The organism is Sorangium sp. So ce327 (assembly GCF_051530205.1).
Lineage (GTDB): Bacteria > Myxococcota_A > Polyangia > Polyangiales > Polyangiaceae > Sorangium > Sorangium cellulosum_B.
In genome coordinates this window covers 6,289,701-6,312,879 of record NZ_CP150330.1, presented here as the reverse complement: position 1 = coordinate 6,312,879, position 23,179 = coordinate 6,289,701, and the positions used below count along the sequence as shown (strand labels likewise).

At 72.8% G+C, this 23,179-nt stretch carries 18 protein-coding genes; 13 read left to right on the top strand and 5 right to left on the bottom strand.

Annotated features, from left to right (window positions below; all coding sequences use genetic code 11):
• Positions 1–7 precede the first annotated feature (7 nt).
• Positions 8–1,093 carry an aldo/keto reductase gene (locus tag WME95_RS23560; RefSeq protein WP_437910686.1) on the bottom strand — a complete coding sequence of 362 codons (1,086 nt, stop codon included), beginning with the start codon at positions 1,091–1,093 and terminating at the stop codon, positions 8–10.
• Between the two features lie 109 nt (positions 1,094–1,202).
• Between WME95_RS23560 and WME95_RS23555 the strand changes: the two genes are divergently transcribed.
• Both WME95_RS23555 and WME95_RS23550 read left to right on the top strand, forming a co-directional pair.
• Positions 1,203–2,072: a helix-turn-helix domain-containing protein gene (locus WME95_RS23555; protein ID WP_437910685.1), complete on the top strand. Its 870-nt coding sequence runs from the start codon at positions 1,203–1,205 to the stop codon at positions 2,070–2,072.
• 323 nt (positions 2,073–2,395) lie between these two features.
• A complete protein-coding gene (locus WME95_RS23550) occupies positions 2,396–3,622 on the top strand; it encodes an AAA family ATPase (protein WP_437910684.1) in 1,227 nt (408 codons plus the stop codon).
• A gap of 16 nt (positions 3,623–3,638) precedes the next feature.
• Here WME95_RS23550 and WME95_RS23545 read toward each other — a convergent pair whose 3' ends face one another.
• A complete protein-coding gene (locus WME95_RS23545; protein ID WP_437554943.1) occupies positions 3,639–4,331 on the bottom strand; it encodes an HAD family hydrolase in 693 nt (230 codons plus the stop codon).
• Between the two features lie 136 nt (positions 4,332–4,467).
• Here WME95_RS23545 and WME95_RS23540 point away from each other — a divergent pair, with 136 nt between their 5' ends.
• Together WME95_RS23540 and WME95_RS23535 are read left to right on the top strand one after the other, a co-directional pair.
• Entirely contained in the window at positions 4,468–6,477 is a 2,010-nt protein-coding gene (locus WME95_RS23540) for an ImmA/IrrE family metallo-endopeptidase (RefSeq protein ID WP_437910683.1), read from the top strand.
• Positions 6,478–6,510: 33 nt separating this feature from the next.
• Positions 6,511–8,994: a hypothetical protein gene (locus tag WME95_RS23535; protein WP_437910682.1), complete on the top strand. Its 2,484-nt coding sequence runs from the start codon at positions 6,511–6,513 to the stop codon at positions 8,992–8,994.
• A 19-nt stretch (positions 8,995–9,013) separates the two neighbouring features.
• Here the strand turns inward: WME95_RS23535 and WME95_RS23530 are convergent, their stop codons facing one another.
• Positions 9,014–9,568, bottom strand: coding sequence for an exonuclease domain-containing protein (locus WME95_RS23530; RefSeq protein WP_437910681.1), 555 nt, complete (start codon positions 9,566–9,568; stop codon positions 9,014–9,016).
• Positions 9,569–9,939: 371 nt separating this feature from the next.
• Here WME95_RS23530 and WME95_RS23525 point away from each other — a divergent pair, with 371 nt between their 5' ends.
• Complete coding sequence (locus WME95_RS23525; RefSeq protein WP_437910680.1) at positions 9,940–10,944, top strand: serine/threonine-protein kinase; 1,005 nt, start codon at positions 9,940–9,942, stop codon at positions 10,942–10,944.
• Between the two features lie 153 nt (positions 10,945–11,097).
• Entirely contained in the window at positions 11,098–11,664 is a 567-nt protein-coding gene (locus WME95_RS23520; protein WP_012236860.1) for a hemerythrin domain-containing protein, read from the top strand.
• Between the two features lie 10 nt (positions 11,665–11,674).
• On the opposite strand, the gene WME95_RS23515 is transcribed toward WME95_RS23520, so the two are convergent.
• Entirely contained in the window at positions 11,675–12,058 is a 384-nt protein-coding gene (locus tag WME95_RS23515) for a DUF2752 domain-containing protein (RefSeq protein ID WP_437910679.1), read from the bottom strand.
• 93 nt (positions 12,059–12,151) lie between these two features.
• The gene (locus tag WME95_RS23510) at positions 12,152–13,561 is read right to left on the bottom strand and encodes a zinc ribbon domain-containing protein (protein ID WP_437910678.1); all 1,410 of its coding nucleotides are present in this window, start codon (positions 13,559–13,561) and stop codon (positions 12,152–12,154) included.
• Between the two features lie 641 nt (positions 13,562–14,202).
• On the opposite strand from WME95_RS23510, the gene nuoE reads away from it, so the two are divergent.
• From nuoE to WME95_RS23475, 7 genes are read left to right on the top strand one after another with little or no spacing between them, the layout of a single operon-like run.
• Entirely contained in the window at positions 14,203–14,685 is a 483-nt protein-coding gene (nuoE, locus tag WME95_RS23505; RefSeq protein ID WP_044965469.1) for an NADH-quinone oxidoreductase subunit NuoE, read from the top strand.
• Positions 14,686–14,689: 4 nt separating this feature from the next.
• Complete coding sequence (nuoF, locus tag WME95_RS23500) at positions 14,690–16,042, top strand: NADH-quinone oxidoreductase subunit NuoF (protein WP_437554936.1); 1,353 nt, start codon at positions 14,690–14,692, stop codon at positions 16,040–16,042.
• Complete coding sequence (locus WME95_RS23495) at positions 16,039–16,677, top strand: NADH-quinone oxidoreductase subunit J family protein (RefSeq protein WP_437910677.1); 639 nt, start codon at positions 16,039–16,041, stop codon at positions 16,675–16,677. The genes nuoF and WME95_RS23495 overlap by 4 nt, the downstream gene beginning before the upstream one ends.
• Positions 16,677–16,988 (top strand): NADH-quinone oxidoreductase subunit NuoK, encoded by a 312-nt coding sequence (gene nuoK / locus WME95_RS23490; RefSeq protein WP_437873556.1) that lies wholly within the window; start codon positions 16,677–16,679, stop codon positions 16,986–16,988. The genes WME95_RS23495 and nuoK overlap by 1 nt, the downstream gene beginning before the upstream one ends.
• Before the next feature lies 1 nt (position 16,989).
• Positions 16,990–19,554 carry an NADH-quinone oxidoreductase subunit L gene (gene nuoL, locus WME95_RS23485; protein ID WP_437910676.1) on the top strand — a complete coding sequence of 855 codons (2,565 nt, stop codon included), beginning with the start codon at positions 16,990–16,992 and terminating at the stop codon, positions 19,552–19,554.
• On the top strand, positions 19,551–21,563 hold the full coding sequence (locus WME95_RS23480) for a complex I subunit 4 family protein (protein WP_437910675.1): 2,013 nt from the start codon (positions 19,551–19,553) through the stop codon (positions 21,561–21,563). Before nuoL ends, WME95_RS23480 begins: the two co-directional genes overlap by 4 nt.
• Positions 21,560–23,086, top strand: coding sequence for an NADH-quinone oxidoreductase subunit N (locus tag WME95_RS23475; RefSeq protein ID WP_437910674.1), 1,527 nt, complete (start codon positions 21,560–21,562; stop codon positions 23,084–23,086). Before WME95_RS23480 ends, WME95_RS23475 begins: the two co-directional genes overlap by 4 nt.
• Positions 23,087–23,179 lie beyond the last annotated feature (93 nt).

Below are 23,179 nucleotides of genomic sequence, written 5' to 3'. Positions count from 1 at the left end.
TGCGTGCTCAGTACCGCTCGCTGTCGTTCTTCGGCGCCATCGGCCATGCCGGCGCGCTCTCGCCGTTGATCGTCGTGCCGCCGTTCATGAACGTGCCGGCCACGCGCAGGAAGCCGGCGGGGAAGTCGAGCGTCGGCGCCGAGAGCGCGTCGAGCGCGGCCACCTGATCGGGCGCGAGCTTCACCTCCAGGGAAGCGAGGTTGTCGTCGAGCTGCGCCAGCGTGCGCGCGCCGATGATGGTGGACGTGACGCCCGGCCGGGCCACCACCCAGGCGAGCGCCACGCGCGCCGGCGTGGTGTCGAGATCCCTGGCGATCTCGACGAGCTTGTCGACGATGGCGTACGCCTTGTCGGTGAGCGCGGAGAGCACGAACGGGCCGCGATCGGTCTTGTGCTTGCCGGCATTTTCCCGCGTGTACTTGCCGGAGAGCACGCCGCTCTTGAGGGGCGACCAGGGCGTGACGCCGAGGCCCAGCTCGCGCGCCATGGGGATGAGCTCCCCCTCCACCGTGCGCTCGAGGAGCGAGTGCTCGATCTGCAGCGCGATGAACTGCGCCCACCCGCGGAAGCCCGCCAGGCCGTGCGCCTGCGCCACCTTCCAGGCCGGCGTGTCGGAGACGCCGACGTAGCGGACCTTGCCGGCCGCCACCAGATCGTGGAGGGCTCGCACGGTCTCCTCGATGGGCGTGTTCCTGTCCCAGACGTGCATCCAGTAGAGGTCGATGTAGTCGGTCTGCAGGCGGCGCAGCGACTGCTCGCACTGCGCGAAGATGGCCTTCCTCCCGGCGCCACCCCCGTTGGGGTCGCCGAGGTAGAGGTTGGCGGTGAACTTGGTGGCGATCACCGCCCGGTCGCGCTTGCTCGGATGGCGGCCGATGTGATCGCCGATGATCTTCTCGGAGTGGCCCTTGGTGTAGGCGTTGGCGGTGTCGATGAAGTTGCCGCCGCGCGAGAGGAAGCGATCGAGGATCGCCTCGGACTCCTTGACGCTGGATCCGAAGCCGTGGTCTTCGCCGAAGGTCATGGCGCCGAGGCACAGGGGGCTGACGCGCAGCCCGGAGCGGCCGAGGGTGACGTAGTGGTCGAGGTTCATCGTGGTCCTCCTGGGGGTTCGGGCTGAAGCGCCCTCGCTGGACCGCACCGTGCGCCCGTGCCGGCGTGCAATCTTGGAGGAAACGGCCGAGACGGGGCCGGGTGGGTTGATGGCTGTCCGACGCGAGCCCACGATGGCGAACGTGGTGGGATCGATCGAACAGGCGATCGCGCGGCGCGCCCCGCCTCCGGAGGCCGGCGCGCCGGCGTCGCGTGTGCTCCGCAATTTCGTCGTCGCCGTCCGCGCCAGCGCGCCGCCGGTCACGAACCTCGACCTGCTGCCCGATGGCACGACGTCGCTGGTCTTTCGCCTCCTCGACGCGGATCGCGCCGACATCGTCGTCCTCGGGCCCAAGACGCGCGCCGTGTACAAGCGCGTGCCGCGCTTCCTGCTCGCGGTGCAGGTGGTCTTTCGACCTGGCGGCGCGTACCCCTTCTTCGGTGTGCCGATGGACGAGCTCGCCGATCGCATCGTTCCGGCGCGCGATCTCTGGGGCCGACGCGCCGACGCACTGCTTGAGCAGCTGGTGGCGGTCGGGGCCGGCGTCACGCGGGACCCCGCGCGGGCTCGCCTGGAGGCGATCGAACGCGCCCTCGAGGGCCGCATGCTCGGTCCCGACGTGTTCGAGCCCGCATCGGCGGCCGTCGCGCGCGCCGCGCTCCGGAAGCTCTCGCTCGGAGGGATCACCGTGGAAGAGACGGCGAGCGCGCTCCACGTCAGCCCCCGGAACCTGCGGCGCGCCTTCGTTGCGACCGTCGGCGTTTCGCCGAAGCAGTACGCGCGCATCGCCCGCTTCCAGCGCGTCGTCTCGAACGCGCAGGTCGCCCGCGGGTCGTGGTCGGAGATCGCCCTCGCGAGCGGGTACTGCGATCAGCCGCACCTGGTCAGGGAGTTCCGTGAGCTCGCGGGGCTCTCGCCGGTGGCGTTCATGAAGCGACGCTCGACCGGCGAGATCAGCGGCTCAGGTGGAGCGCCGTAGGGAACGCTCCAACGGGGCTCCAGCGCGTTCGATGCGACCGCGCGGAACGCGGGCCTCCTGCGCGATTACGTGCCGGGCCTTACGATCCTGCGGGTGTGACCGCCTCGCATCGAGGGGCGGCGCTCCTTCCGCAAGGATCTTGTTGCGGACATCGCTGGCGAGGCGTTCGATGATCCTCGTCGGGTGGGGCGCATCGGAGACTTTCAGGACGGTACCGAGACCGAGGGCCGCGTATCGCCGGCCCGTGACGGGCGATGGTCTGCCCGGACGGCAGGCTCTCTCCGTGGGGGGTGCACGTCCTCGAACCGAGGCTCCGCGCGGCGATGATCACCCACGTCTACGTCAGCAACTACGGCAGCGTCGGGGCTGGGATCGAGCTCACGCTCGGGTCGCTGACCGCGCTCGTCGGTCCGCCGGGCTCGGGCAAGGGCTGCCTGCTCGACGCGGTGCGGTTCCTCGCCGAGTGCGCCAACGGGGCGTTCGATCTGGCGGCGGCGAACCGGCGCGGCGGCGCGCTGGAGGGCGCGCGCGGCGACGGCGCGCTCACCACGCTCGGGGTCGCGGTCTCCAGGACCGAGGGCCACGGGTTCTGGCTCGTGCAGCTCGCGCCGGGAGAGCGGGAGGGCGAGGCGCGCGTCAAGAGCGAGACGGCCGCGTGGTGGCAGCGCAGCGCGCTCACGCGGCTCGTCAAGCCTGGCCTGCGCGAGGTCTTCGACGCCGGAAGCGACGCGCCCGAGGTCTCCTTCGACCGGCTGAAGGGCAGCCCGAAGGGGTTCTCGCGCAAGGACAAGGGGCGCAGCGGCACGCTCGCGTACCGCGGCGTCGCCCCCATCGCCGTGAGCGGCACGAAGCTCGTCCTGCCGCTGCTCTCCGATGGACCGCTCACCCCGATGCTCGACGAGCTGCGCCGGGCGGTCCTCTACTCCCTCGCGCCGCGCACGCTGCGCTCGCCCCAGAAGCTCAGCGCTTCCCGGCGCCTCAAGGCGAGCGGCGACAACTGGGGCTCGGTCCTCCGCGCGCTCGCGAAGGAGCGATGGCAGGACCAGTTCCTCGCGGGGCTGTCCCAGGTGATCGGCGACGTCGACGGCGCCCGCGCGTCGTCGTCCGGCGGGTTCCTCGTCCCGGAGCTGCGCCACGGCGTCGACGGCGACGGGCGCGAGCGCTGGCGGGCCGCCGCGGACGAGCCGGACGCCACGCTGCGGCTCGCCGCCATGGTCACGGCGCTCTCGCAGGAGCCCCCGCTCGTGCTCGCCGGCTTCGAGCACCCCGACGCGGGCGTCGATCGCGCCGCGCTGCCTGCGCTCCTCGAGTACCTGCGCGGCGCGTCCGCCCAGCGCCAGCTCCTGCTCACGACCGAGAGCCCCGCGCTCCTCGACCTCCTGCCGCCCGACGCCGTCTACTCGGTGGAGCGCCGCGACGGCGCGACCGCCGCGTCGTCCATCGACGAGGCGCAGCGGAGGGCGCTCCGGGAGCGGCTCGGCGCCCCGGAGAGCCAGCGCTCGGTGGCCGCGCGCGCGGCGCGCGCCGCGCGCCCGCCCGGTGCCTCCTGAGCCCGCCCGAGCGTCGCTACGACGCGAGCCGCTCCCCCGGCGGCGCGAGCGGCGACGCGCCGTAGCGCGCGAGGAGATCCTCCGGATCGAGGTAGATCGCCGCGCACCCGGCCTCGAGGAGCTCCATTTCAGGGAAGCCTCCGCAGAGGAGCCCCACCGAGAGAAGGCCGAGCTTCGCCGCGGCCTCGGCGTCGGACGGCGCGTCGCCGACGAGCACGACCTCGCGAGGATCGACGCTGCCGAGCCGGTCGAGCGCCGCCTCGAGGACGTCGGGGCGCGGCTTCGACCTGTCGGCGTCGTCAGCCGATACCGTCCACGAGACCAGATCGCCCACCCGGGCGAGCTCGACGCTGGCGTCGAGCTCGCCGCGCGGCGTCGGCGAGGCGAGGACGATCCGGCGCCCGTCGCGCGCGACGCGCTGGAGCAGCTCGCGCACGCAGGGGAACGCCCGGGCGCCCGGGAGGAGCTCGCGCCCGTAGATCTGGTCGCGCAGGGAGGAGATCCCGGCGCCGATCCAGCCGAGCTCCTCGGGCGAGAGGAACGTCTGCAGCAGCTGGTCCGCGCCCTTGCCGACCTGGCCGCGCAGCTTCTCCCGCGGGACCTCGCGGCCGAACCGCCGGAAGGCCTGCTGCCAGGCGGCCGCGTGCAGATCGACGGTGTCGAGGATCGTGCCGTCGACACCGAAAATGACGGCGCTGACGCTGACCATGGCGCGACACGTGGCGCAGGGCGGGACGCACCGCCATCGGAGGGCTCCCGACGGCCCTATCGCGCCGCGGCGGCTGCGCTCGGCCGGAGTCGCGATAGACTGGCCGGGGAGGGCGAGCGGGCAGGGCGATGACGACATGAACAGGCGGCTGTCTGCACTCGCGATCCTCCTGGGCGGGCTGCTCGGCCCGGCCGGCGCTGCGGCGGCCGAGCCGGCGCTTGTCGCGGTCGATCTGGACGACGACGACGCCGACGGCGTGCCGGACGGCGAGCAGCCCCGCGCGCCGCCTGCCCCGGAGCTCCTGGCGCTGCGCGCGCCGCGCGGCGCGAGCCAGGCGCCCGCGGCGATCCCCGCCGGCCTGCGGCTCCTCATCGACGGCAGCCCGGTCAAGCCCGGCGCGGCGATCCCCGCGGGCGCCCGCCGCGTCGAGATCCAGGCGGTCCGCGCCGGGCGCAGCGAGATCGCGCTCTTCGGCGAGGCGCGGACGATCAGCGCGTTCGAGGTGCGCGCGATCGACGGCGCCGGGCGGCGCATCGACATGGCGCGCTCCCACGCCTCGCTGCAGCGCACGCCCCCGGACCGGCTCGGCGACGATCCGTTCGCGAACCTCGACGATCCCGACGCGATCCGGCTGCTCGTCATCGGCGCGCCGGAGGATCTGCCGCTCACGCTCGACGTCCACTCCGCGGCGCCGTCCGGCGGGGTGATCGATCGCCTCTCCGACGTGCCGCTCGGCCACGTGCGGTGCCCGGAGGACGTGCCGCCGGGCCTCGTGTGCGGATCGACGCGCCCCCTCCGGGTGGTCGCGGACGATATCGATCGCAGCCACCCGATGATCGTCGATCGCTCCGTGAAGGGCGAGGTCGGCGGGGCGCTCGTCGTCGCCCTGCCCGGCGGGCCGAAGGTCCAGATGATCCGCGTCGCCGGCCCGCGCGCCTCGCCGCTCGGGCCGCTCGGGCGCACGCGCGCGCGCCTCCGGATCGTCATGGTGCGCCCCCGCGCCGGCGGCCCGCCGCCGATGGGGGGCGACGACGCGGGCGCGCTCGCCATCGCGCGCGCGGAGGTCGAGCGGGCGAACGCCCTCTGGGGCGCGTGCGGCGTGAGCTTCGGCCCGCCCGAGGCGCTCGACGTCACCTTCGTCGATCCGCCGCGCCCGCACCTGCTCGCGATCGGCTGCGACCACGGCCTGCCGGCCAGCGGCGGCGCGATCCGGGTGCGCGTCGACGGCCACGAGGTCACCGCGGCGATCGCGCCCCGCGCGCGCCCCGACGCGGCGGCCCGGGCCGTCGCCGCGGCGATCGGCGCGGCGGGGTTCTCGGTGCGCCTCTCCGACAACCCGGTCATCGGCGCGGGCGCCTACGGGACCTCCGACGTGCTCGTGCGGCGGCCGGGCGGCGCGCTCGCGACCATCGAGCCGCCGGCGGCGGGCGCGCTGAGCACCGACGCGACGCTCACGGCGTGCATCGGCGCCGTGGACCTCGACGACGGCCTCCAGCACTTCAGCGACACGGACGCCATCGCCGGCACGGTCGAGGAGCGGGCGCTGCTCAAGGCGTTCGACGACGGCGACCCCTCGACCGTCGATGTCGTGATGGTCCCAAGCTTCGCGGGCGGCGGGCGGATCGGCGAGTCGTTCATCTTCGCCGACGGCGGGGCGATCCGGAACACGATCATCGAGGATCGCGCCGGCCTGCGCGCGGATCGCGCGTCGTTCGCGCTGGCGCACGAGCTCGGCCACGTGCTGCTCGACGAGCCGGGGCACCCGGACGATTTCGGGATCGACACGCCGACCCGGCTGATGGACGCCGACGCGGCCAACGCCTCCGCGTACGGGCCGCGCCGCCTGACCGTCGATGAGTGCGCGCGCGCGATCCGACAAAGCGGCGCGGCGGCGCCGCGCCTGGGCCGACAAAGCGGCGCGGCGGCGCCGCGCCTGGGCCGACAAAGCGGCGCGGCGGCGCCGCGCCCGGGCCAACAGAGCGGCGCGGCGGCGCCGCGCCTGGGCGGGCACCCGCCGCGCGGCGCGAAGGGCGCTCCGGCGGGGGCCGAGGCGGAGGCGCAGGGCGGCGCGCCCGGGTTCCGGCCGAGCGGCCCGGTGCCGCTGCTCGCGCCGTGGCCGCTCGCCCCGCTCGGTCGAGAGAGGTGAAACGCCGCTTCGCGCTGTGGTAGGAGCGGGCCCATGCGGGTCCCCCAGCGGAGCGGCCTCTTCAGCGGCGTCGCAGCCCTCGCGTGCGCCTCGGTCCTGCTCGAGATCTCGCTCGCGCGGATCTACGCGGCGCTGTTCGGCGAGATCCACGCGTTCCTCGCGCTCTCGCTGTCGCTCGTCGGCGCGGGCGTGGGCGGCGCGCTGCTCTACGTCGTGCCGTCGCTCGCCCGCCCGCCGGCGCTCTTCGCCCGCATGGCGACCCTCGCCGCGCTCGCGTCGGGCGCGACCCTCGCCGCGGTCATCCTGCTCGCGCACCGCGAGCCCCTGTCCGTCCCCGCGCCGGGGTCGCTCCCGTGGCTCGCGCTGTGCTATGCGGCCTCCACGGTCCCGTTCGCGCTCGCGGGCCTCGCGCTCGCGGCCGCGATCCGGCACGCGGCGCCGGAGATGCCCCGGCTCTACCTGCTCGATCTCGTCGGCGGCGCGCTCGGCGGGCTCGCCGCGGCCGGCGCGCTCCGCGCGGGCGCGCCCCGCGCCGCGCTCGCGGCGGCGATCTTCTTCGCGGTGGCGGGCATCTTCTTCTACCTCGGGTCGCGCTGCTGCGAGGGCGAGGAGCGGGCGCCCGGCGGCCTCGTCGCCACGTTCGTGCTCGGCTCCTTCGTGCTGCTCGCCGGCGACGTCGGCGCCCCGTGGCTCCGGCTCGCCGGCATCCGCCGGCCGTCGCCCGACCGGACCGAGCACGAGGCCTGGACCGAGCGCTCGCTGATCTCCGTCGATCGACCGAAGGCCGGCGCGGCGCTGATGCGGCTCGGCGGCGCCGCGGCGAGCCCGATCCTCGACGCGAAGACGACGCCCCCGCCGCAGCCCGAGGACATGGCGTACGCGCTGCACAAGGACCAGGGCCCCGCGCTCGTCGTCGGCGCCGGGGGCGGGCGCGACGTGCGCGCCGCGCTCAAGGCCGGGCAGAAGGACGTGGTCGCCGTCGAGGGCGACCGCGGCGTCCTCGAGGTGATGCGCGGGAGGTACGCCGCGTTCAGCGGCAACCTGTTCGATAAGCCCGAGGTCCACCTCGTGGTGGGCGACGGGCGGAGCTTCGCCCGGCGCACGCCGCTGCTCTTCAGGAACATCGTGATCCCGTCGGCCGACACGGTCGAAGCGTCGACGACCGGCGCGCTCGCGCTCTCGGAGAGCCGGCTCCACACGCTGGAGGGCGTCGGGGACTTCCTTTCGCGCCTCCTGCCCGAAGGCACGCTCGTCCTGACCCGCGCGGACGCGGACTTCGATCGGCTGCTCTCGCTCGTGACCGCGGCGCTGCGCCGCGCGGGCGTGGCCGCGCCGAAGGACCACCTCTTCGCGTGCAGCGCCGCGCAGAGGACCGCGCTGCTCGCCCGGCGCACGCCGCTCGCGCGCGAGGACGTCGACGCGCTCCGCCGCCACTGCCGCAAGCACAGGTTCTCGGAGGTCCTCGCCCCCGACCGCCCGGCGACCCCGGTCCGCAGCCTGCTCGTCGCGGCGGCCGCGCCCACGGCCCCCGCGGCGGCCGCGCGCGTCGCCGAGGGCGCGGCCGCGGAGGCCGATCTGACGCCGCCCACCGACGACAGGCCGTTCTTCGCGTACACCGTCCCGGCGCGCCGCCTGCCCGCGGTGCTCGGCGACGTCGGGGCCCTCCGCGCCGGGCACACCGCCCTCTTCGCGCTCGCGCTGCTGCTCGCCGTCGGCGCGGTCCTCTCCGCGCTCGGCGTGCTGCTCCCGGCGCTCGCCGCGCGCCGTCGGCGCGGGCGCCTTGCGCCGCAGGACGCGCCCGCGCCGACGGCGCGCGCGTCGACCGCGTCGTCGACGCCGCCCGCCCGAGCGCTCGCGTTCTTCGCGGCGATCGGCGCGGGGTTCGCCCTCGTGGAGCTCGCCGTGTTCCGGCACGCTCTCCTCCTGCTCGACCTGCCCGCGCACGAGCTCCCGGCCGTGCTCGTGATCCTCCTTGTCTCGGCCGGCGTGGGCGGCTACCTCACCGCCCGGGTGGCCCCGGGCGCCGCGACGGCGGTCTCCGCGAGGGTGGCGGAGGCGCTCGCCGTGGCCGCGGCGCTCTCGGCGGTGGGCCTCGTGCCGCTCGCGCGGTGGGGCCTCGGGCTCGGGGCCTTCCCGCGCGCGCTCCTCGCCATCGCGATCCTCGTGCCGTTCGGCGTGCTCGCGGGCTCGCTCGTGCCGCTCGGGGTCAAGATCGTGGACTCGGTCTCGTCGGCGCTGCTGCCGTGGTGCTGGGCGCTCTGCGCCTTCGCGGGCGCGACCGCGATGGCCCTCGGCGCCCTGTGCGCGCTGAACCTCGGCTACAGCGCCCTGCTGCTCGGCGCGGGCCTCGCTTACCTCCTCGCCGCGGCGACCGTGCCGCCCGCCGCGGCCGGGGCGACCGCCGCGGGAGACGACGAGCGAGCGGTGTCGCCCGGAGGCGCCGCCGCCGGCGAACCACCGCCCCGGAACGCCGCAGGGGCGCAGCCCGAGACCCTCGAGGCGGCGCCGATCGCCTGAGCGCCCGGCGCCGCCGGCGTCACCGCCGCGCGGCCAGCAGGAGGTGCGCGAGCAGGCCCGCGATGTTGTGGGCGTCGTCGACGCCGCGGTGGTGCGTGCCCGCGAGCGGCAGGCCGGCGCGCTCCAGGGCCTCGGCCATCCCCACCTCCCGCGACAGCGCGTGCGTCACCGCGAAGAGGCTCTTCACGTTGAGGTGGCTCGGCCCGAACGGGAGCGGCACGCCGCGCGACTGGCACTGCCGCTCGAACATGCGCCGGTCGTAGTCGCCGTAGCTCGCCCAGAGGCGATCCTGCGCCTTGAGCTCGCTCCGGAGCGTCGCGCACGCCTCCCTGAACGACACGCCCGCGTCGACATCCGCCTGCGTCAGCGTCGTGAGCCCCGTACAGAACGGGCTCACGCGCGAGCGCTCAGGGCGCACCAGGATCGAGCGCCGCTCCCGGCGCCGGCACGAGGAGACCTCCAGCGGGCACACGCCGATCTCGATGATCTCGTTCTCTTCGCCCGGCGGCGGGTCGCCGTCCCAGCAGGTCGATTCCACGTCGATCACGAGAATGAGATCAAGACGCTTCGCCACGTCGTCGCCCTCGGCATGTAGTGAGGAGTGCGCCGCGAAGGTAACGGGGATCGGGACGCAATTTCCTTCAGGATTTTCCTGACCGTCCGGAAACGCCTTGGGCGGTTCGCTTCGTCCGGGCAAAAACTGAGTAGAAACGGGACATAAGCCGGAGGTGCACCCACACGTCGTTGGTCGTTTCGGCACCCAATCCGCTTGCTTGGCGGGCCTGGTCCATGGACACTCGTCAGGTAATTTCTGACGAGGTTCTCTACGTGGATCCTGGCTCCCAACTGCGTTGCTCCTCCGGTTCGGCCAGGGAGAGGTCCGTGATCGCTGAGGCGCTGCCTGACCCTGCCGACGCGGGCCGCGGTCCAGCCGAGGAGCGACAGTTGCCGCCTCGTTCCGGGATCGTCCGCCACGCGGGCCGCGAGCGGGGGGCGCCGAAGGGGCTCCCGCCGGGGCGTGGGGCCGGGGCGGTAGGCGGGATCACCACGGGGGCCTCGGCGTGTGGGCGGCTGGCCGTCGACCCGCTCGTCGGTCGTACAGAGCACGGACTGCACATCGAGCGGCTCATCGCCGAGGGGGGGATGGGCGCGGTGTACGCGGCCCGCCGCGCCGCGACGGGAGAGCCGGTCGCCCTCAAGGCGCTCCGGCGCGTGCACGCGGGGGACTCCGGGATCGAGAGCCGGTTCGCCCGCGAGGTGCGGCTCGCCCGCCGCATCGACCACCCGAACGTTTGCCCCGTGCTCGGCGAGGGGCGCCTCGAGGACGGGCGGCCGTTCTTCGTGATGCCGCTCTTCGACGGCGTGACGCTGAGCGAGGAGGTCCGGCAGCGCGGCCCCTTGCCGATCGGCCGCGCGCTCGTCCTCGCCGACCAGATCCTCGCCGGCCTCGCGGCGATGCACGCGGCGAAGGTCGTCCACCGCGACCTCCAGCCCGGCAACATCCTGCTCGTCCCCGGGGCGCGGGGCGCCGGGGCAGGGGAGGGCGCGACGACGGTCAAGCTCATCGATCTCGGCTTCGCGCACGAGCCCGGCGTCGACACGGGCGACGGCGTGACGCCGGACAGCCCCGGGTCGCTCGTCGGCACGCTGCTCTTCATGTCGCCGGAGCAGGCGCTGCGGAGCCGCGCGATCACCGAGCGGAGCGACCTGTTCGCGGCCGCGCTGCTCATCTACTACGCCCTCTCGGGCAAGCTCCCGTTCCGGGGCCGGGGCGATCTCGACGTGCTCGTCGCGATCGTGCGGTCCGCGCCCGTGCCCCTCCGGCGGGAGCGCCGTGATGTCCCGCGCGTGCTCGACGAGGTGCTCTCGCGGGCCCTGTCCAAGCACCCCGACCACCGCTTCCCCAGCGCCTCGGCGATGCGCGACGCCCTCGCCGGCGTGCCGGTGTAGCCAAGGCAGCGCTCCGCGCGCCCCGGCGCCGGCCCGCTCCTTGCCACGACGGTGCCGCCTGCACCGCGCCGCCCGGCACCGCGATCCGGGGCTGTGCACGCGCTGCTCAAGCGCGGCGGCGCGGGGCGGTGAGCTTCACGCGAGGGGAACCCCATGGACGCACTCGATCTCTTGGAGCAGCAGCATCTCGAAGTCAGCGCCCTGATGGCGCGCATCGCCGCCGAGCCCAGCCCGGGCCTCCGGACGGCGATGGTCGCGCAGCTCTCCCGGATGATCGACGCGCACGTACGCATCGAGGAGACGTACCTCTATCCGGTGTGTGCCGAGCGGATGGCCGGCGACAGGAAGCCGCTCCACGACGCGTACGAGAAGCACGGCCTCGCGCGCTTCGCGGCGGACAACCTGCTGCGCACGCGCGTGACCGATGTGCGCTTCGAGGCGCGCCTCCGGCTTCTGCGGGACATTTTCGCCCACCACGCCGACGAGGAGGAGGACATCCTGTTCCCCAAGGCGAAGCGGGGCCTGACCGACGAGCAGCTCGACGTGATCGGCAGCGATCTGGAGCGTGCTTACGAGGTGCTGCTGCGCGTCGGCGTGCCCGCGGGCGCCCCGCTCGCGCGCTCGCAGCGCGGCTGGCCCCGGCGCGGCGCCCACGCCGTGCGCGCCCTGCGTCCGGTGTCGCGCCGGAGGGGCGAAGCCCTCCGCGTCCGCGGCTGCTAGCTGCTAGCTGCTAGACCAGCACGGGGCCGCCGAACGCGCCGAGGAAGCGCGCGATCCAGACGGCGAGCATCAGGACCGCCAGCGCGATGCCGAGCCGCGTGATCCACGCGCCCTTCATCCCTTCGGCGGCCGCGATGCGGCCGTCCTTCACGTAGATCGCCGCGTTGTACGCGAGCGCGGCGATCACGAGCGGCGCCATGACCGGGGAGAGAGGGTGGAGCCGCAGCGCGTCGGCCAGGTGGCCCTGCGCGAGGGCGAGCGTCGCGCGCGTGAGGCCGCAGCCGGGGCAGGGGTGGCGGGTGACGATCGCGAACGGGCAGAGCGGGGCGCCGCACGCGACGAGGAGCCCGAGCACCGCCGCCACGGTACCAAGGCGCGCAGCGCGGCCGCGCACGTGCGCCGCGCTCCATCGGGACAGGGCCGACGGAGCGGGCGAACGGGCTTCGGTCGAGCTGGACGGCGACACGGCGGAGGACCGCGGCGCGGATCAGGCGGCGTTCGGGTCCCAGACCTCGTTGAGGTCCTTCGCGAGGGCGTAGAGCGGCAGGAAGACGTAGAGCACGATGCCCTCGGCCTGCTGGTTGCGCGAGCCGGCCATCTGCTTGGCCCGGGTCACCTGCTCCGGCACCTTCACCCAGAGGAAGTAGTAGTTGAGGAACGGGATGAAGAGGTACCAGGGCTTGAACTCGGGGTCCTTCGTCGCCTGCTGGAGCTCGTTCAGCATCGCCCACATCTGCCAGAGGGCGTAGAGGAAGCAGACCATCCCGATCACGCACACCGTGACCGGGTTGCGGATCTCACCCTTCGCGCCCGGGGCCATCGAGCCGCCGCCGCCGTACACGCCCAGGTTGCTGGCCGCCTGGCCGAACTGGCCGGGCGCCGACATCTGAGCGCCGCCGGGCGACCCGCCGTAGCCGGGATCGCTCACGCCCGGAGGGCTGCCGTAGCTGCCGCCGGGCGACCCGCCGTAGCCTCCGCCCGGAGGGCTGCCATAGCCGCCAGCCGGCGACCCGCCATAGCCGCCGCCCGGAGGGCTGCCGTAGCTGCCGCCCGGGGGGCTGCCGTAGCCGCCGCCCATCGGGTCCTGGCCCGGAGGCGGCCCGTACCCGCTGGCGCCGTGCTGCGGAGGCTGCCCGTAGCCGGGAGGCGCGCCGCCAGGCGGCTGCCCGTAGCCGGGAGGCTGCCCGTAACCAGGCGGCTGTCCGTAACCGGGCGGCTGCCCGTAGCCGGGAGGCGCGCCGCCGAGGCCGCCCATCGGGTCCTGGCCCGGGGGCGGTCCGAAAGGATTCCCACCCGGGCCGCCCTGCGGGGGCTGCCCGTAGCCGCCGGGCGGAGGAAACGCGCCGCCGGGCGGAGGAAACGCGCCGGGCGGCGCGCCTGCGGCCCCGCCCATGCCGCCGGGCGGCTGGCCCGGGGCGCCGTACCCGGGCAGCTGGTCGATCGCCATGGTGCCGCCGAGCGGGTTCACGCCCTGGGGCTGCTGGCCGAACGGCGCATAGCCGCCCGACGGGCTCGCGGCCGCGCCGCCGAAGGCCGGGCCAGACGGCTGCTGTCCGCCGGGGGACGGCGAGCCGTAACCCATCCCGGGAGGCGGCGGGGCAGGGGGAGGCCCCGCCGAAGCGCCGAGCCCCGCCGGCGGGACGCCGACCACCGTGCCGGCGAGGCCCTGCGGCGGGCTCGGGATCGCGGCCATGCCCGGCGGCGCTCCGGCAGGAGGCGCCGGAGGCGGAGGCGCCCCCGGCGCGCGCGGTCCCGCCGCGCCCGCCCCGGAGGACGGCTGACTCATCAGCATGGTGCCCTTGAACTTCGGCGCGGCGGCGCTCTTCAGGTTGTAGCCGCACTTCGTGCACGTGGACGCCGTTTCCGAGTTTTGCGTCCCACAATTCGGACAGAACACGCACCACCTCCGGCGGGGGATTCGCTGTTACGGATGTCCGCGCCCCTGCGCGTCGTAATGGGCGCCGAGGGTAGTTGAAGCGCGTTCCGGTTCTCAAGTGAAAGACGAAGAACGCTGCGGACTTCTCGGCAGGCTACGCGGTCTTCGTCAGAAAACCCAGGGAGTACCGCGTGGCCACGTGCTCCAGGCGGGGGCGGGGACGGGAGGGGGGTCCAGGCGGGGGCCCGCGTCTACGACCACGACCACGACCACGACCACGACCACGACTAACTAGGAGAACGATCGAGGGCAGGGGCACCTCGGGGGGAGAGGTCCGGTTTCTGGGCAGCGGCAGGCTTTGTGTGGTCCGCTTTATGTTTCCCCCCCGGCGCGCCTTGACAGTGACCACCGTCGCTCACTAGCGTGCCCGCGCCTCGGGACGGCTCCGTACGACGGACAACCGAATGCCCGGCCGCCGGTGCGCGGGGCTGTCCGCCTCCGGCAGGCGCCTCCAGATCGGAGGCGCACGAGGGTGCGCCCGGTCTGCCGGGCGGACCCTCGTTGAAAGGGACCCGCGTTGCGGGGTCCCGACTGCATGTGGAAGCGGGCACGCCGCGAGCGCGGCGCGCCCAGGGAGCCAGCGGACCGTGCCAACAGCCGACATGACCGAACAATTTGCTCTGACCGCCGAGCGGCGAACCGAGTTCGAGAAGATCCTCGCGCGCTACCCGAACCGCCAGGCCGCGTGCATCCCCGTGCTCCACCTCTGCCAGGAACAGGAGGGGTGGGTCTCCGAGCGGGTGCTCCGCTGGGTCGCCGAGCAGCTCGGCCTCTCGGCGGCGCACGTCCAGGGGGTCGCGACCTTCTACACGCTCTTCAACAAGGAGCCCGTCGGCAAGCACCAGGTCTGGGTGTGCCGCACGCTGAGCTGCGCGCTCAACGGCGCGGATCAGGTGCTCCACCACTGCGAGAAGCGGCTCGGGATCCACGCCGGCGAGACCACGAAGGACGGGAAGATCACCCTGCGCACTGCAGAGTGCCTCGCCTCGTGCGGCACCGCCCCGATGATGCAGGTCGATCGCGACTACCACGAGGGCCTCACGCTCGAGAAGGTGGACGCGATCCTCGATCGGTTGACGAGGTGACGAGATGCTCCGGCTGACGCGCTATCTGACCAAGAACTACGACACGCCCGACGGCCACAAGCTCGCCGTCTACGAGAAGGGCGGCGGCTACCAGCAGGCGAAGCGCGCCCTCGGGATGACGCGCGAGGCGCTCGTCGAGGAGATGAAGGCGGCGAACATCCGCGGCCGCGGCGGCGCCGGCTTCGCGATGGGCGTGAAGTGGAGCTTCATGCCGTGGCCCCCGAAGCCCGAGCGGCCGCACTACCTCGTCATCAACGCGGACGAGGGCGAGCCCGGCACCTTCAAGGACCGCACCCTGATGGAGAAGAACCCTCACGCCGTCGTCGAGGGGTGCATCATCGGGTGCTTCGGGATCGGCGCCCACGCCGCGTACATCTACGTGCGCGACGAGCTGCACCTCTCGAAGGCGCGGCTCTGGGGGGCGATCGAGGAGGCGCGCGCGAAGGGCTACCTCGGCAAGCGCCCGTTCGGGATCGACTACCCCGTCGAGGTCTACGTCCACACCGGCGCCGGCGCGTACATCTGCGGTGAGGAGACGTCGCTCCTCAACTCGCTCGAGGGCAAGCGCGGCGAGCCGCGGCTCAAGCCGCCGTTCCCGGCCCAGTTCGGCGCGTTCGGGATGCCGACGACCGTGAACAACCTGGAGACGATCGCGGCCGTGCCCACGGCGCTCGAGCTCGGGGGGGAGAACTTCTCGAAGCTCTCCTCGCTGCACCACCTGAAGGACGGCGGCTGCCGGCTCTTCGGCGTGAGCGGCCACGTGAACAACCCCGGGATCTTCGAGGCGGCCGTCGGGGTCACGCTCCGCGACCTCATCTACGAGTACGGCGGCGGTGTGAAGCACGGCAAGCTCCTCGCCGTCATCCCGGGCGGCTCGTCGTGCCCGATCCTGCGCGCCGACGAGGTCGTCAACGCGCCGAGCGACAAGTCGCCGCTCCACCCGTGGCACGGCCAGAGCGTGCTCGACGTGCCGCTCGGCGTGGACACGTTCCGCGCGCTCGGGACGATGCTCGGGACCTGCTGCGCCATCGTGCTCAGCGACAAGGCGTGCCCCGTCCTCGCGATGCACAACCTGATGCGCTTCTACCGCCACGAGTCGTGCGGCCAGTGCACGCCGTGCCGCGAGGGCAGCGCCTGGATCCACCGGATCCTCGATCGCATCGTGCACGGCGAGGGGACGATCGAGGAGCTCGATCGGCTGCACGAGATCGCCGACAACATCATGGGCAACACCATCTGCGCCTTCGGCGAGGGCACGGCGATGCCCGCGCTCGGCTTCCTCCGGAAGTTCCGCAAGGAGTTCGAGGCGTACATCCAGACCAAGGGCCGCTCGTCGACAGGGGTGCTCACGCCGTGAAAATCTTCGAGTTCGCCTTCTTCGGGCTGGCGTCGCTGCTCGTCCTGCTCGGCGGCCTGGCCACGGTCGCGGCCAGGAACCCGATCCGCGGCGCGATGGGCCTGCTCACGTCGATCGTCGGCATCGCGGGGCTCTACCTGATGCTCTCGGCGGAGTTCCTCGCCGCGATCCAGATCCTCGTGTACGCGGGCGCGGTCGTCATCCTCTTCCTCTTCGTGATCATGCTCCTCGGCCCGTCGGCGACGTCGCCGCGCGACGCCCGCACCGCGGTGCCGCGCTACGTGGGCGCCGGCGTCCTCGGGGCGAGCAGCATCGGCGCGCTCGCCCTGGTCGCGAGCGCGTCGAAGCCCGGGGTCTTGGCCGTCCCGGCCGCCCCCGAGTCGCTCGGGACCATCGAGGCGCTCGGGCACGAGCTCTTCACGAAGGGGATCGTGCCGTTCGAGCTCTCGGGCGCGCTGCTCCTCGTCGCCGTGATCGGCGCCGTCGCCGTCGCCCGCGGCAAGCAGGTCGACCCGACGCTGCTGCCCGCCGGCGAAGGCCCGGACACCGCGTCGCCGGAGCCGGGTGATCAGGGGGCCGCGCAGCCGGGCGCCCTCGCGGGACACGCCACCCTGCCGGCGAAGGAGCCGCACTGATGATCTCCGTCCCCATCGAGTACTACCTCGTCGTCGCGGCGGTGCTGTTCGTGATCGGGTCGATCGGCTTCCTGCTGCGCAGGAACCTCATCGTCCTCCTGATGAGCATCGAGCTGATGCTCAACGCCGTGAACCTCACGCTCGTCGCGTACAACCGGGTGCACCCGCACGATCACGCCGGGCAGATCTTCACCTTCTTCGTCATCGCCATCGCGGCGGCGGAAGCCGCAGTCGGTCTCGCGATCGTGCTCGCGTTCTACCGCATCCGGAAGACGATGCGCTCGGACGACGCCGATCTCCTGAGGAGTTAGCGTGGAAGCCCTGAGAGTCTTATTCCCCGCGTCCGAGTTCGCGCTGCTCGCGGTCATCCTGGGCCTGCCGGCGCTCGGCGCGTTCGTGAACGGCCTCTTCGGCAAGCGCCTCGGCAAGGACGCGGTCCGGCTGATGGCGCTCGCCGCGCTCGGCGGCGCCTTCCTGGCGGCCGTCACGACGTTCCTGATGCTGCCGCACGAGGGCGGCAAGCTCACCTGGACGGCCTGGCGCTGGTTCTCGATCACCGGCCGGATGGGCCAGTCGATCCCGATCGACGTCGCCTTCAGCGTCGACGGCCTGAGCGGGACGATGATCCTCGTCGTCACCGGCGTCGGCTTCCTCATCCACCTCTACTCGTCCGCGTACATGCGCGAGGACCCGGGGTACTACAGGTTCTTCGCGTACCTGAACCTGTTCATCTTCTCGATGCTCGTGCTGATCATGGGCGACAACCTCGCCGTCCTCTTCGTGGGATGGGAGGGCGTCGGCATGTGCAGCTACCTGCTGATCGGGTTCTGGTTCAAGGACGACAAGAACGCGAGCGCCGGCAAGAAGGCGTTCGTCGTGAACCGCATCGGCGACTTCGGCCTCCTCGTGGCGATGGCGATGCTCGCCTACTACACGGGCACGCTGAACTTCGACGGCATCGCGGCGAACGCGGGCAACCTGCTCGCCGCGGTGAAGATCTGGCCGATCGGCAACATGTCGGTCGACACCGTGCCGGGCTTCCTGAGCTTCCTCGTCCCGTCGCAGCCGGTGCTCGTGTACGCGGGGACGCTCGCCGCGCTCGCGCTGTTCCTCGGCTGCGCCGGCAAGAGCGCGCAGATCCCGCTCTACGTCTGGCTGCCCGACGCGATGGCCGGCCCGACGCCGGTCTCCGCCCTGATCCACGCCGCGACGATGGTGACCGCGGGCGTCTACCTCGTGGCCCGGCTCTCGGCGGTGTTCGTGCTGTCGCCGTTCGCGATGGCGGTCGTCGCGGTGACCGGCGTGGCCACGGCGCTGTTCGCGGCCTCGATCGGGCTCTTCCAGAACGACCTGAAGAAGGTGCTCGCCTACTCCACGGTGAGCCAGCTCGGGTTCATGTTCATCGGCGTGGGCGTCGGCGCGTTCGCCGCCGGCTTCTTCCACGTCCTCACGCACGCCTTCTTCAAGGCCTGCCTCTTCCTCGGGGCCGGCTCGGTGATCCACGCGATGCACGCCCGCATCCACGACACCGACCAGTCCCAGGACATGCGCAACATGGGCGGCCTCAAGAACCACATGCCGCTGACGCGCTGGACCTTCCTCCTCGCGTGCCTCTCGATCGCGGGCTTCCCCGGGTTCGCCGGGTTCTGGTCGAAGGACGAGATCCTGTGGCGCGCCTTCTCCGGCCGGATCGAGTCCGTCTCGACGCGCGGGCAGCCGGTGTGGCAGTGGCCCGAGTGGCTCGGCCCGGCGATCTACTGGGTCGGCATCCTGGCCGCGACGATGACCGCGTTCTACATGTTCCGCGCGTACTTCCAGACGTTCCACGGCGAGTTCCGCGGCTGGACGATCGTGCGCGGCTGGAAGGACCCGCACCCGCACGGCCACCACGACGATCACCACGGGCACGCGCACGGCGAGAAGCTCGAGGGCCCGGAGCCGCACGAGTCGCCGCTGCCGATGACGATCCCGCTGATCGTGCTCGGGGCGCTGTCGGTCTTCGCCGGCTTCCTCATGGCGGAGCCGCTCGTGCACCTCACCCACAACCACGCGTTCGCGCCGCTCGCGCACCTGCTGGAGCCGGTCTTCTCGCTGACGGAGCGGGCGGTGAAGGTGCGCGAGGGGGTGGAGGGGCTGCTCTTCCCGATGATGCTGCCCGGCGTCGCGGCCTGCTTCACCGGCATCGGCCTCGCGATGCTCGTGTACTGGAACAAGCGCGGCGAGCCCGAGCGGCGCTTCGCCGAGAGCGTCCCGGGGCTCTACCGGCTCATCTACGACAAGTGGCGGATCGACGAGCTCTACAACGCCACCGTGGTGGGCATGGTCGACGCGATCGCCGACATCTTCACGATGGCCGACAAGTGGATCATCGACGGCATCATCGCGAAGCTCTCCGCGGCGCTCGTCGGGTTCTTCGGCACGGTGCTGCGCGCGCTCCAGACGGGCCGCGTGCAGGTCTACGCCGCGTCGATGGTCGTCGGCCTCGCTGGCGTCGGCTGGTTCCTCGTCAAGCCGCACGCGGACGCGAACGTCGACGACGCGGAGCTGCGCCGGTCCGGCGAGGTGAGGCTCTCGGCGGCGCCGGGGCTCGGCTACCGGTACCGCTGGGAGGCGCCCGGCCTGCCGGCGCGCGACTTCTCCGAGGCGGCCGACGTCACGGTGAAGCTCGAGCCCGGCGAGACCAAGGACGTCGTCCTCCGCGTGCGCAACGCGTTCGACCGCGAGGCGACCGAGACCTTCTCGTTCTCCAGGCCGGCGGGCCGCAAGACCCCCGCGGGCCCGACCACCATGCTGGGCTCGGACGTGCCCGCGCTGCCCCCGGGGGCGACCCCGGCGGAGCAGATCCATGACCTGATCCAGCCGAGAGGCCTGCAATGAGCGCGCTCGACCTCGTAACGCAGTACTGGCCGGCGCTCGCTGCCGGCGTCGTGGGGGCGATCCTCCCGCCGAGCGACGTGCAGGGCGCCGACGGCGCCCACGCCGGCGACGATCACCACGGCGGCCACGGCGACGACCACCATGGCGACGACCACCACGGCGAGGCCCACGCGGCCGCGGGGTACACCCCGTGGCAGCGGGCCGGCCTCGGGCTCATCGCGGCGCTCACGGTGCTCTTCGTGCAGTGGCTCTGGCCGTCCGGCGCCGCGGCGGAGGCGGCGGGAGCGACGGGAGCGACGGACGAGTGGCCGTCGCTGCTCAACGTGCTCATCGGGCTGCCCTTCGTGGGCGCCGCCGCGGTGCTGTTCGTGCCGCGGCAGCTGCTCTCGCTGCTCCGGGGCTTCACGCTGGCCGTGCTCGGCGCGGGCTTCCTCGCCTCGCTGTGGCTGCTCACCGTGCCGATGACCGTGGGCTGGCACTTCCAGTCGATCAAGGAGTGGATCCCGACGCTGGGCATCCGGTGGCACGTCGCCATCGACGGCATCAGCCTCTGGCTCGTCCTGCTGACGACGTTCATCGCGCCCATCGCGGCGTACGCGTCGTTCGGCTCGATCAAGAGCCGGATCAAGGAGCTCTGCTTCTGCCTCCTGTTCCTGCAGGGGGCGATGCTCGGCGCGTTCGTCGCGCTCGACCTGTTCCTGTTCTTCCTCTTCTGGGAGCTGATGCTGGTGCCGATGTTCGTGATGATCGGCATCTGGGGCGGCGTCGAGAAGATCAAGGCGGCGATCAAGCTCTTCGTCTACACGATGGCGGGCTCGATGCTGATGCTCGCGGGCATCGTGTACCTCGTGTGGGCGAACCAGAAGCTCACGGGCGCCTACACGTTCGACTACCTCGCGCTGTCGCGCGTGGTGCTGCCCCGGAGCGCGCAGATGCTCTGCTTCTGGGCGTTCTCGATCGCGTTCTTCATCAAGGTGCCGATGTGGCCGGTGCACACCTGGCTGCCGGACGCCCACGTGCAGGCGCCGACCGGCGGCTCGGTGATCCTGGCCGCGGTGATGCTGAAGATCGGGACGTACGCGTACCTGCGCTTCTCGATGGGCCTCTTTCCCGGCCCGGCCTCCAGCCTCGCGGCCAACCTGGCCGGCATCGCGATCCTCGGCGGGGTGATCTACGGCGCGCTCGTCGCCTGGAAGCAGTCCGACGTGAAGCGCCTCGTGGCGTACTCGTCGGTCGCCCACCTCGGCTACGTGATGCTCGGGCTCTTCGGCGTCACGCCGAGCGGGATCCAGGGCGCGGTGATCCAGATGGTGAACCACGGCGTCTCCACCGGCGCGCTCTTCCTCCTCGTCGGCGTGATCTACGACCGCCGGCACACCCGGGAGGTCTCGGAGTTCGGCGGCCTGGCCAAGGTGATGCCGGTCTACGCGACGCTCTTCCTGATCGTGACGTTCGCCTCCGTCGGCGTGCCCGGCACGAACGGGTTCATCGGCGAGTTCATGATCATCATGGGGACCTACGCCTCCGAGCGCCTCGGGACGTTCAGCGGGATCCACACGATCGGCGCCGCGGCGGGCGTCATCCTCGCCGCCGTCTACATGCTGAGCGTGGTGCAGAAGATGTTCTTCGGGCCGCTCACGAACCCGAAGAACAAGCACCTGCCCGACGTGACGCCCCGCGAGGGCCTCGCGCTCGCGCCCCTGATCCTCATGATCTTCGTGATCGGCCTGTTCCCTGCGATCTTCCTCGATCGGATGAAGGAGTCGGTCCTGTCTACTTACAACCAGTTCAAGGTCGTCTCCGGGCAGGCGATCCTCTTCGCGGACGAACGGAACGCGAAGCTCCTGCCCGAGGACACGTTCTCCCCCGCCTTCCTGAAGGGCGCCCCCTCGCTGGGCTCCGGTGAGGGCGCGGCGGGGGCGGGTGAAGACGAGCAGGCTCGGCGCGATCGGGGCGCGCGCCGAGGAGACGGCGCGCTCGCGGCGCGCGCGGGGGAGGCGGCGCGATGATCCTCGGACCGTACATCGCGGTATCGCCGCTCATCGTCGTCTCGCTCGGCGGCGCGCTGCTGATGCTCGCGGAGGCGTTCTCGCACCGCCGCGAGGAGTCGCACGATCGCCGCTCCGGCCCCTCGTCCGACATCGCGCTCGGGACCGCGATCACGCTCCTCGCCGGGGCGGTGTTCTCGGGCGCGGTCGGGTTCGTCGGCCCCGAGACGCTGGAGGGGTTCGACTCGCTCGCCCCCTACCTGGTCATGGACCGGTTCACGCTGTTCTTCTCCTTCGTGCTCTGCCTGGGCGGCGCGCTGGCGGCGCTGCTCGCCGGGGGGTACCTCCCGGAGCACCGGCTCGATCGCGGGGAGTTCTATCCGCTGCTGACCTTCTCGACGGTCGGGGCGATCATCCTCGCCGGCGCGGGGGATCTGCTGACGCTCTTCCTCGGCCTGGAGACGATGTCGCTCGGGGCGTACGCGCTGACCGGCTTCCGCCGGACGTCGCCGCGGAGCACCGAGGCGGCGATCAAGTACTTCCTGCTCGGCTCGTTCGCGGCGGCGCTGCTGCTGTACGGCGGCGCGCTGATCTACGGGGCGACGGGGCACACCGACCTCGCGGGGATCGGCGAGGTCATCGCGGGCGCGAAGGGGGCGGCGGCGCCGAACCCGGCGCTGCTGCTCATCGGGGCGACGCTGGTGCTCGTCGGGCTCGCGTTCAAGGTGAGCGCGGTGCCGTTCCACATGTGGACGCCGGACGCGTACGAGGGCGCCCCGACGCCGGCCACGACGTTCATGGCGGTGGCGGTGAAGGGCGCGGCGTTCGCGACGCTCCTGCGGGTGCTGCTCGGGGCGTTCGGTAGCCCGGCGCTCTCGTCGTGGGCCGCGGGCTGGCCGCCGGCCGTGGCGGTGATGGCGCTGCTCACGATGACGGTCGCGAACCTCATCGCGGGCCGGCAGGAGTCGGTGAAGCGGATGCTCGCGTACTCGAGCATCGCGCACGCCGGGTACCTGCTCGTGGGCGTGGCGGCGACGGTGCGGGCGAGCGAGGACGCGCAGGCGAGCGTGATGTTCTACCTGCTCGCCTACACGGTCTCGACGGTCGGCGCCTTCGGGACGCTCATCCTCTGCGGCAGCCGTGGGGCCGAGGCGGTGAGCTACGAGGACCTCTCCGGCATCGGCAAGCGGCACCCGGTGGCGGCGCTCGCGTTCTCGCTCTTCCTGCTGTCGCTGGCCGGCGTGCCGCCGACCGCGGGCTTCTTCGGCAAGCTCTACATCGTCAAGGCGGCGATGGGCGCCGAGCTGTACACGCTGTCCGTGGCGCTGCTCCTCAACAGCGTGCTGTCGGCCTACTATTACCTGCGGGTGCTCGTGTACATGTACATGCGCGAGCCGGCCCCCGGCGCTCCGATCGCGCGGCCGATGCGCTCGGGCTACGTCAACGCGGCCCTGGTGGTGTCCGCGGTGCTCGTGATGGTCCTCGGCATCTGGCCGACGACCTCGCTCGGGATCGCGGTCCGCGCGGTCCTCGCTTCTCGCTAGACCTCCTCGACCACTCACGTCTGTCGCTGGTTCCGCCGGGGGGCTCCTCTCCGAGGGCCCGCCGCTGTCATCCGCAGGGCACCGCGTCGCCAA

Coding starts and splice junctions, on each gene's coding strand:
- WME95_RS23560 (WP_437910686.1), bottom strand. CDS start 1,093: ATGAACCTCGACCACTACGTCACCCTCGGCCGCTCCGGGCTGCGCGTC.
- WME95_RS23555 (WP_437910685.1), top strand. CDS start 1,203: ATGGCTGTCCGACGCGAGCCCACGATGGCGAACGTGGTGGGATCGATC.
- WME95_RS23550 (WP_437910684.1), top strand. CDS start 2,396: ATGATCACCCACGTCTACGTCAGCAACTACGGCAGCGTCGGGGCTGGG.
- WME95_RS23545 (WP_437554943.1), bottom strand. CDS start 4,331: ATGGTCAGCGTCAGCGCCGTCATTTTCGGTGTCGACGGCACGATCCTC.
- WME95_RS23540 (WP_437910683.1), top strand. CDS start 4,468: ATGAACAGGCGGCTGTCTGCACTCGCGATCCTCCTGGGCGGGCTGCTC.
- WME95_RS23535 (WP_437910682.1), top strand. CDS start 6,511: ATGCGGGTCCCCCAGCGGAGCGGCCTCTTCAGCGGCGTCGCAGCCCTC.
- WME95_RS23520 (WP_012236860.1), top strand. CDS start 11,098: ATGGACGCACTCGATCTCTTGGAGCAGCAGCATCTCGAAGTCAGCGCC.
- nuoE (WP_044965469.1), top strand. CDS start 14,203: ATGACCGAACAATTTGCTCTGACCGCCGAGCGGCGAACCGAGTTCGAG.
- nuoF (WP_437554936.1), top strand. CDS start 14,690: ATGCTCCGGCTGACGCGCTATCTGACCAAGAACTACGACACGCCCGAC.
- nuoK (WP_437873556.1), top strand. CDS start 16,677: ATGATCTCCGTCCCCATCGAGTACTACCTCGTCGTCGCGGCGGTGCTG.
- WME95_RS23480 (WP_437910675.1), top strand. CDS start 19,551: ATGAGCGCGCTCGACCTCGTAACGCAGTACTGGCCGGCGCTCGCTGCC.
- WME95_RS23475 (WP_437910674.1), top strand. CDS start 21,560: ATGATCCTCGGACCGTACATCGCGGTATCGCCGCTCATCGTCGTCTCG.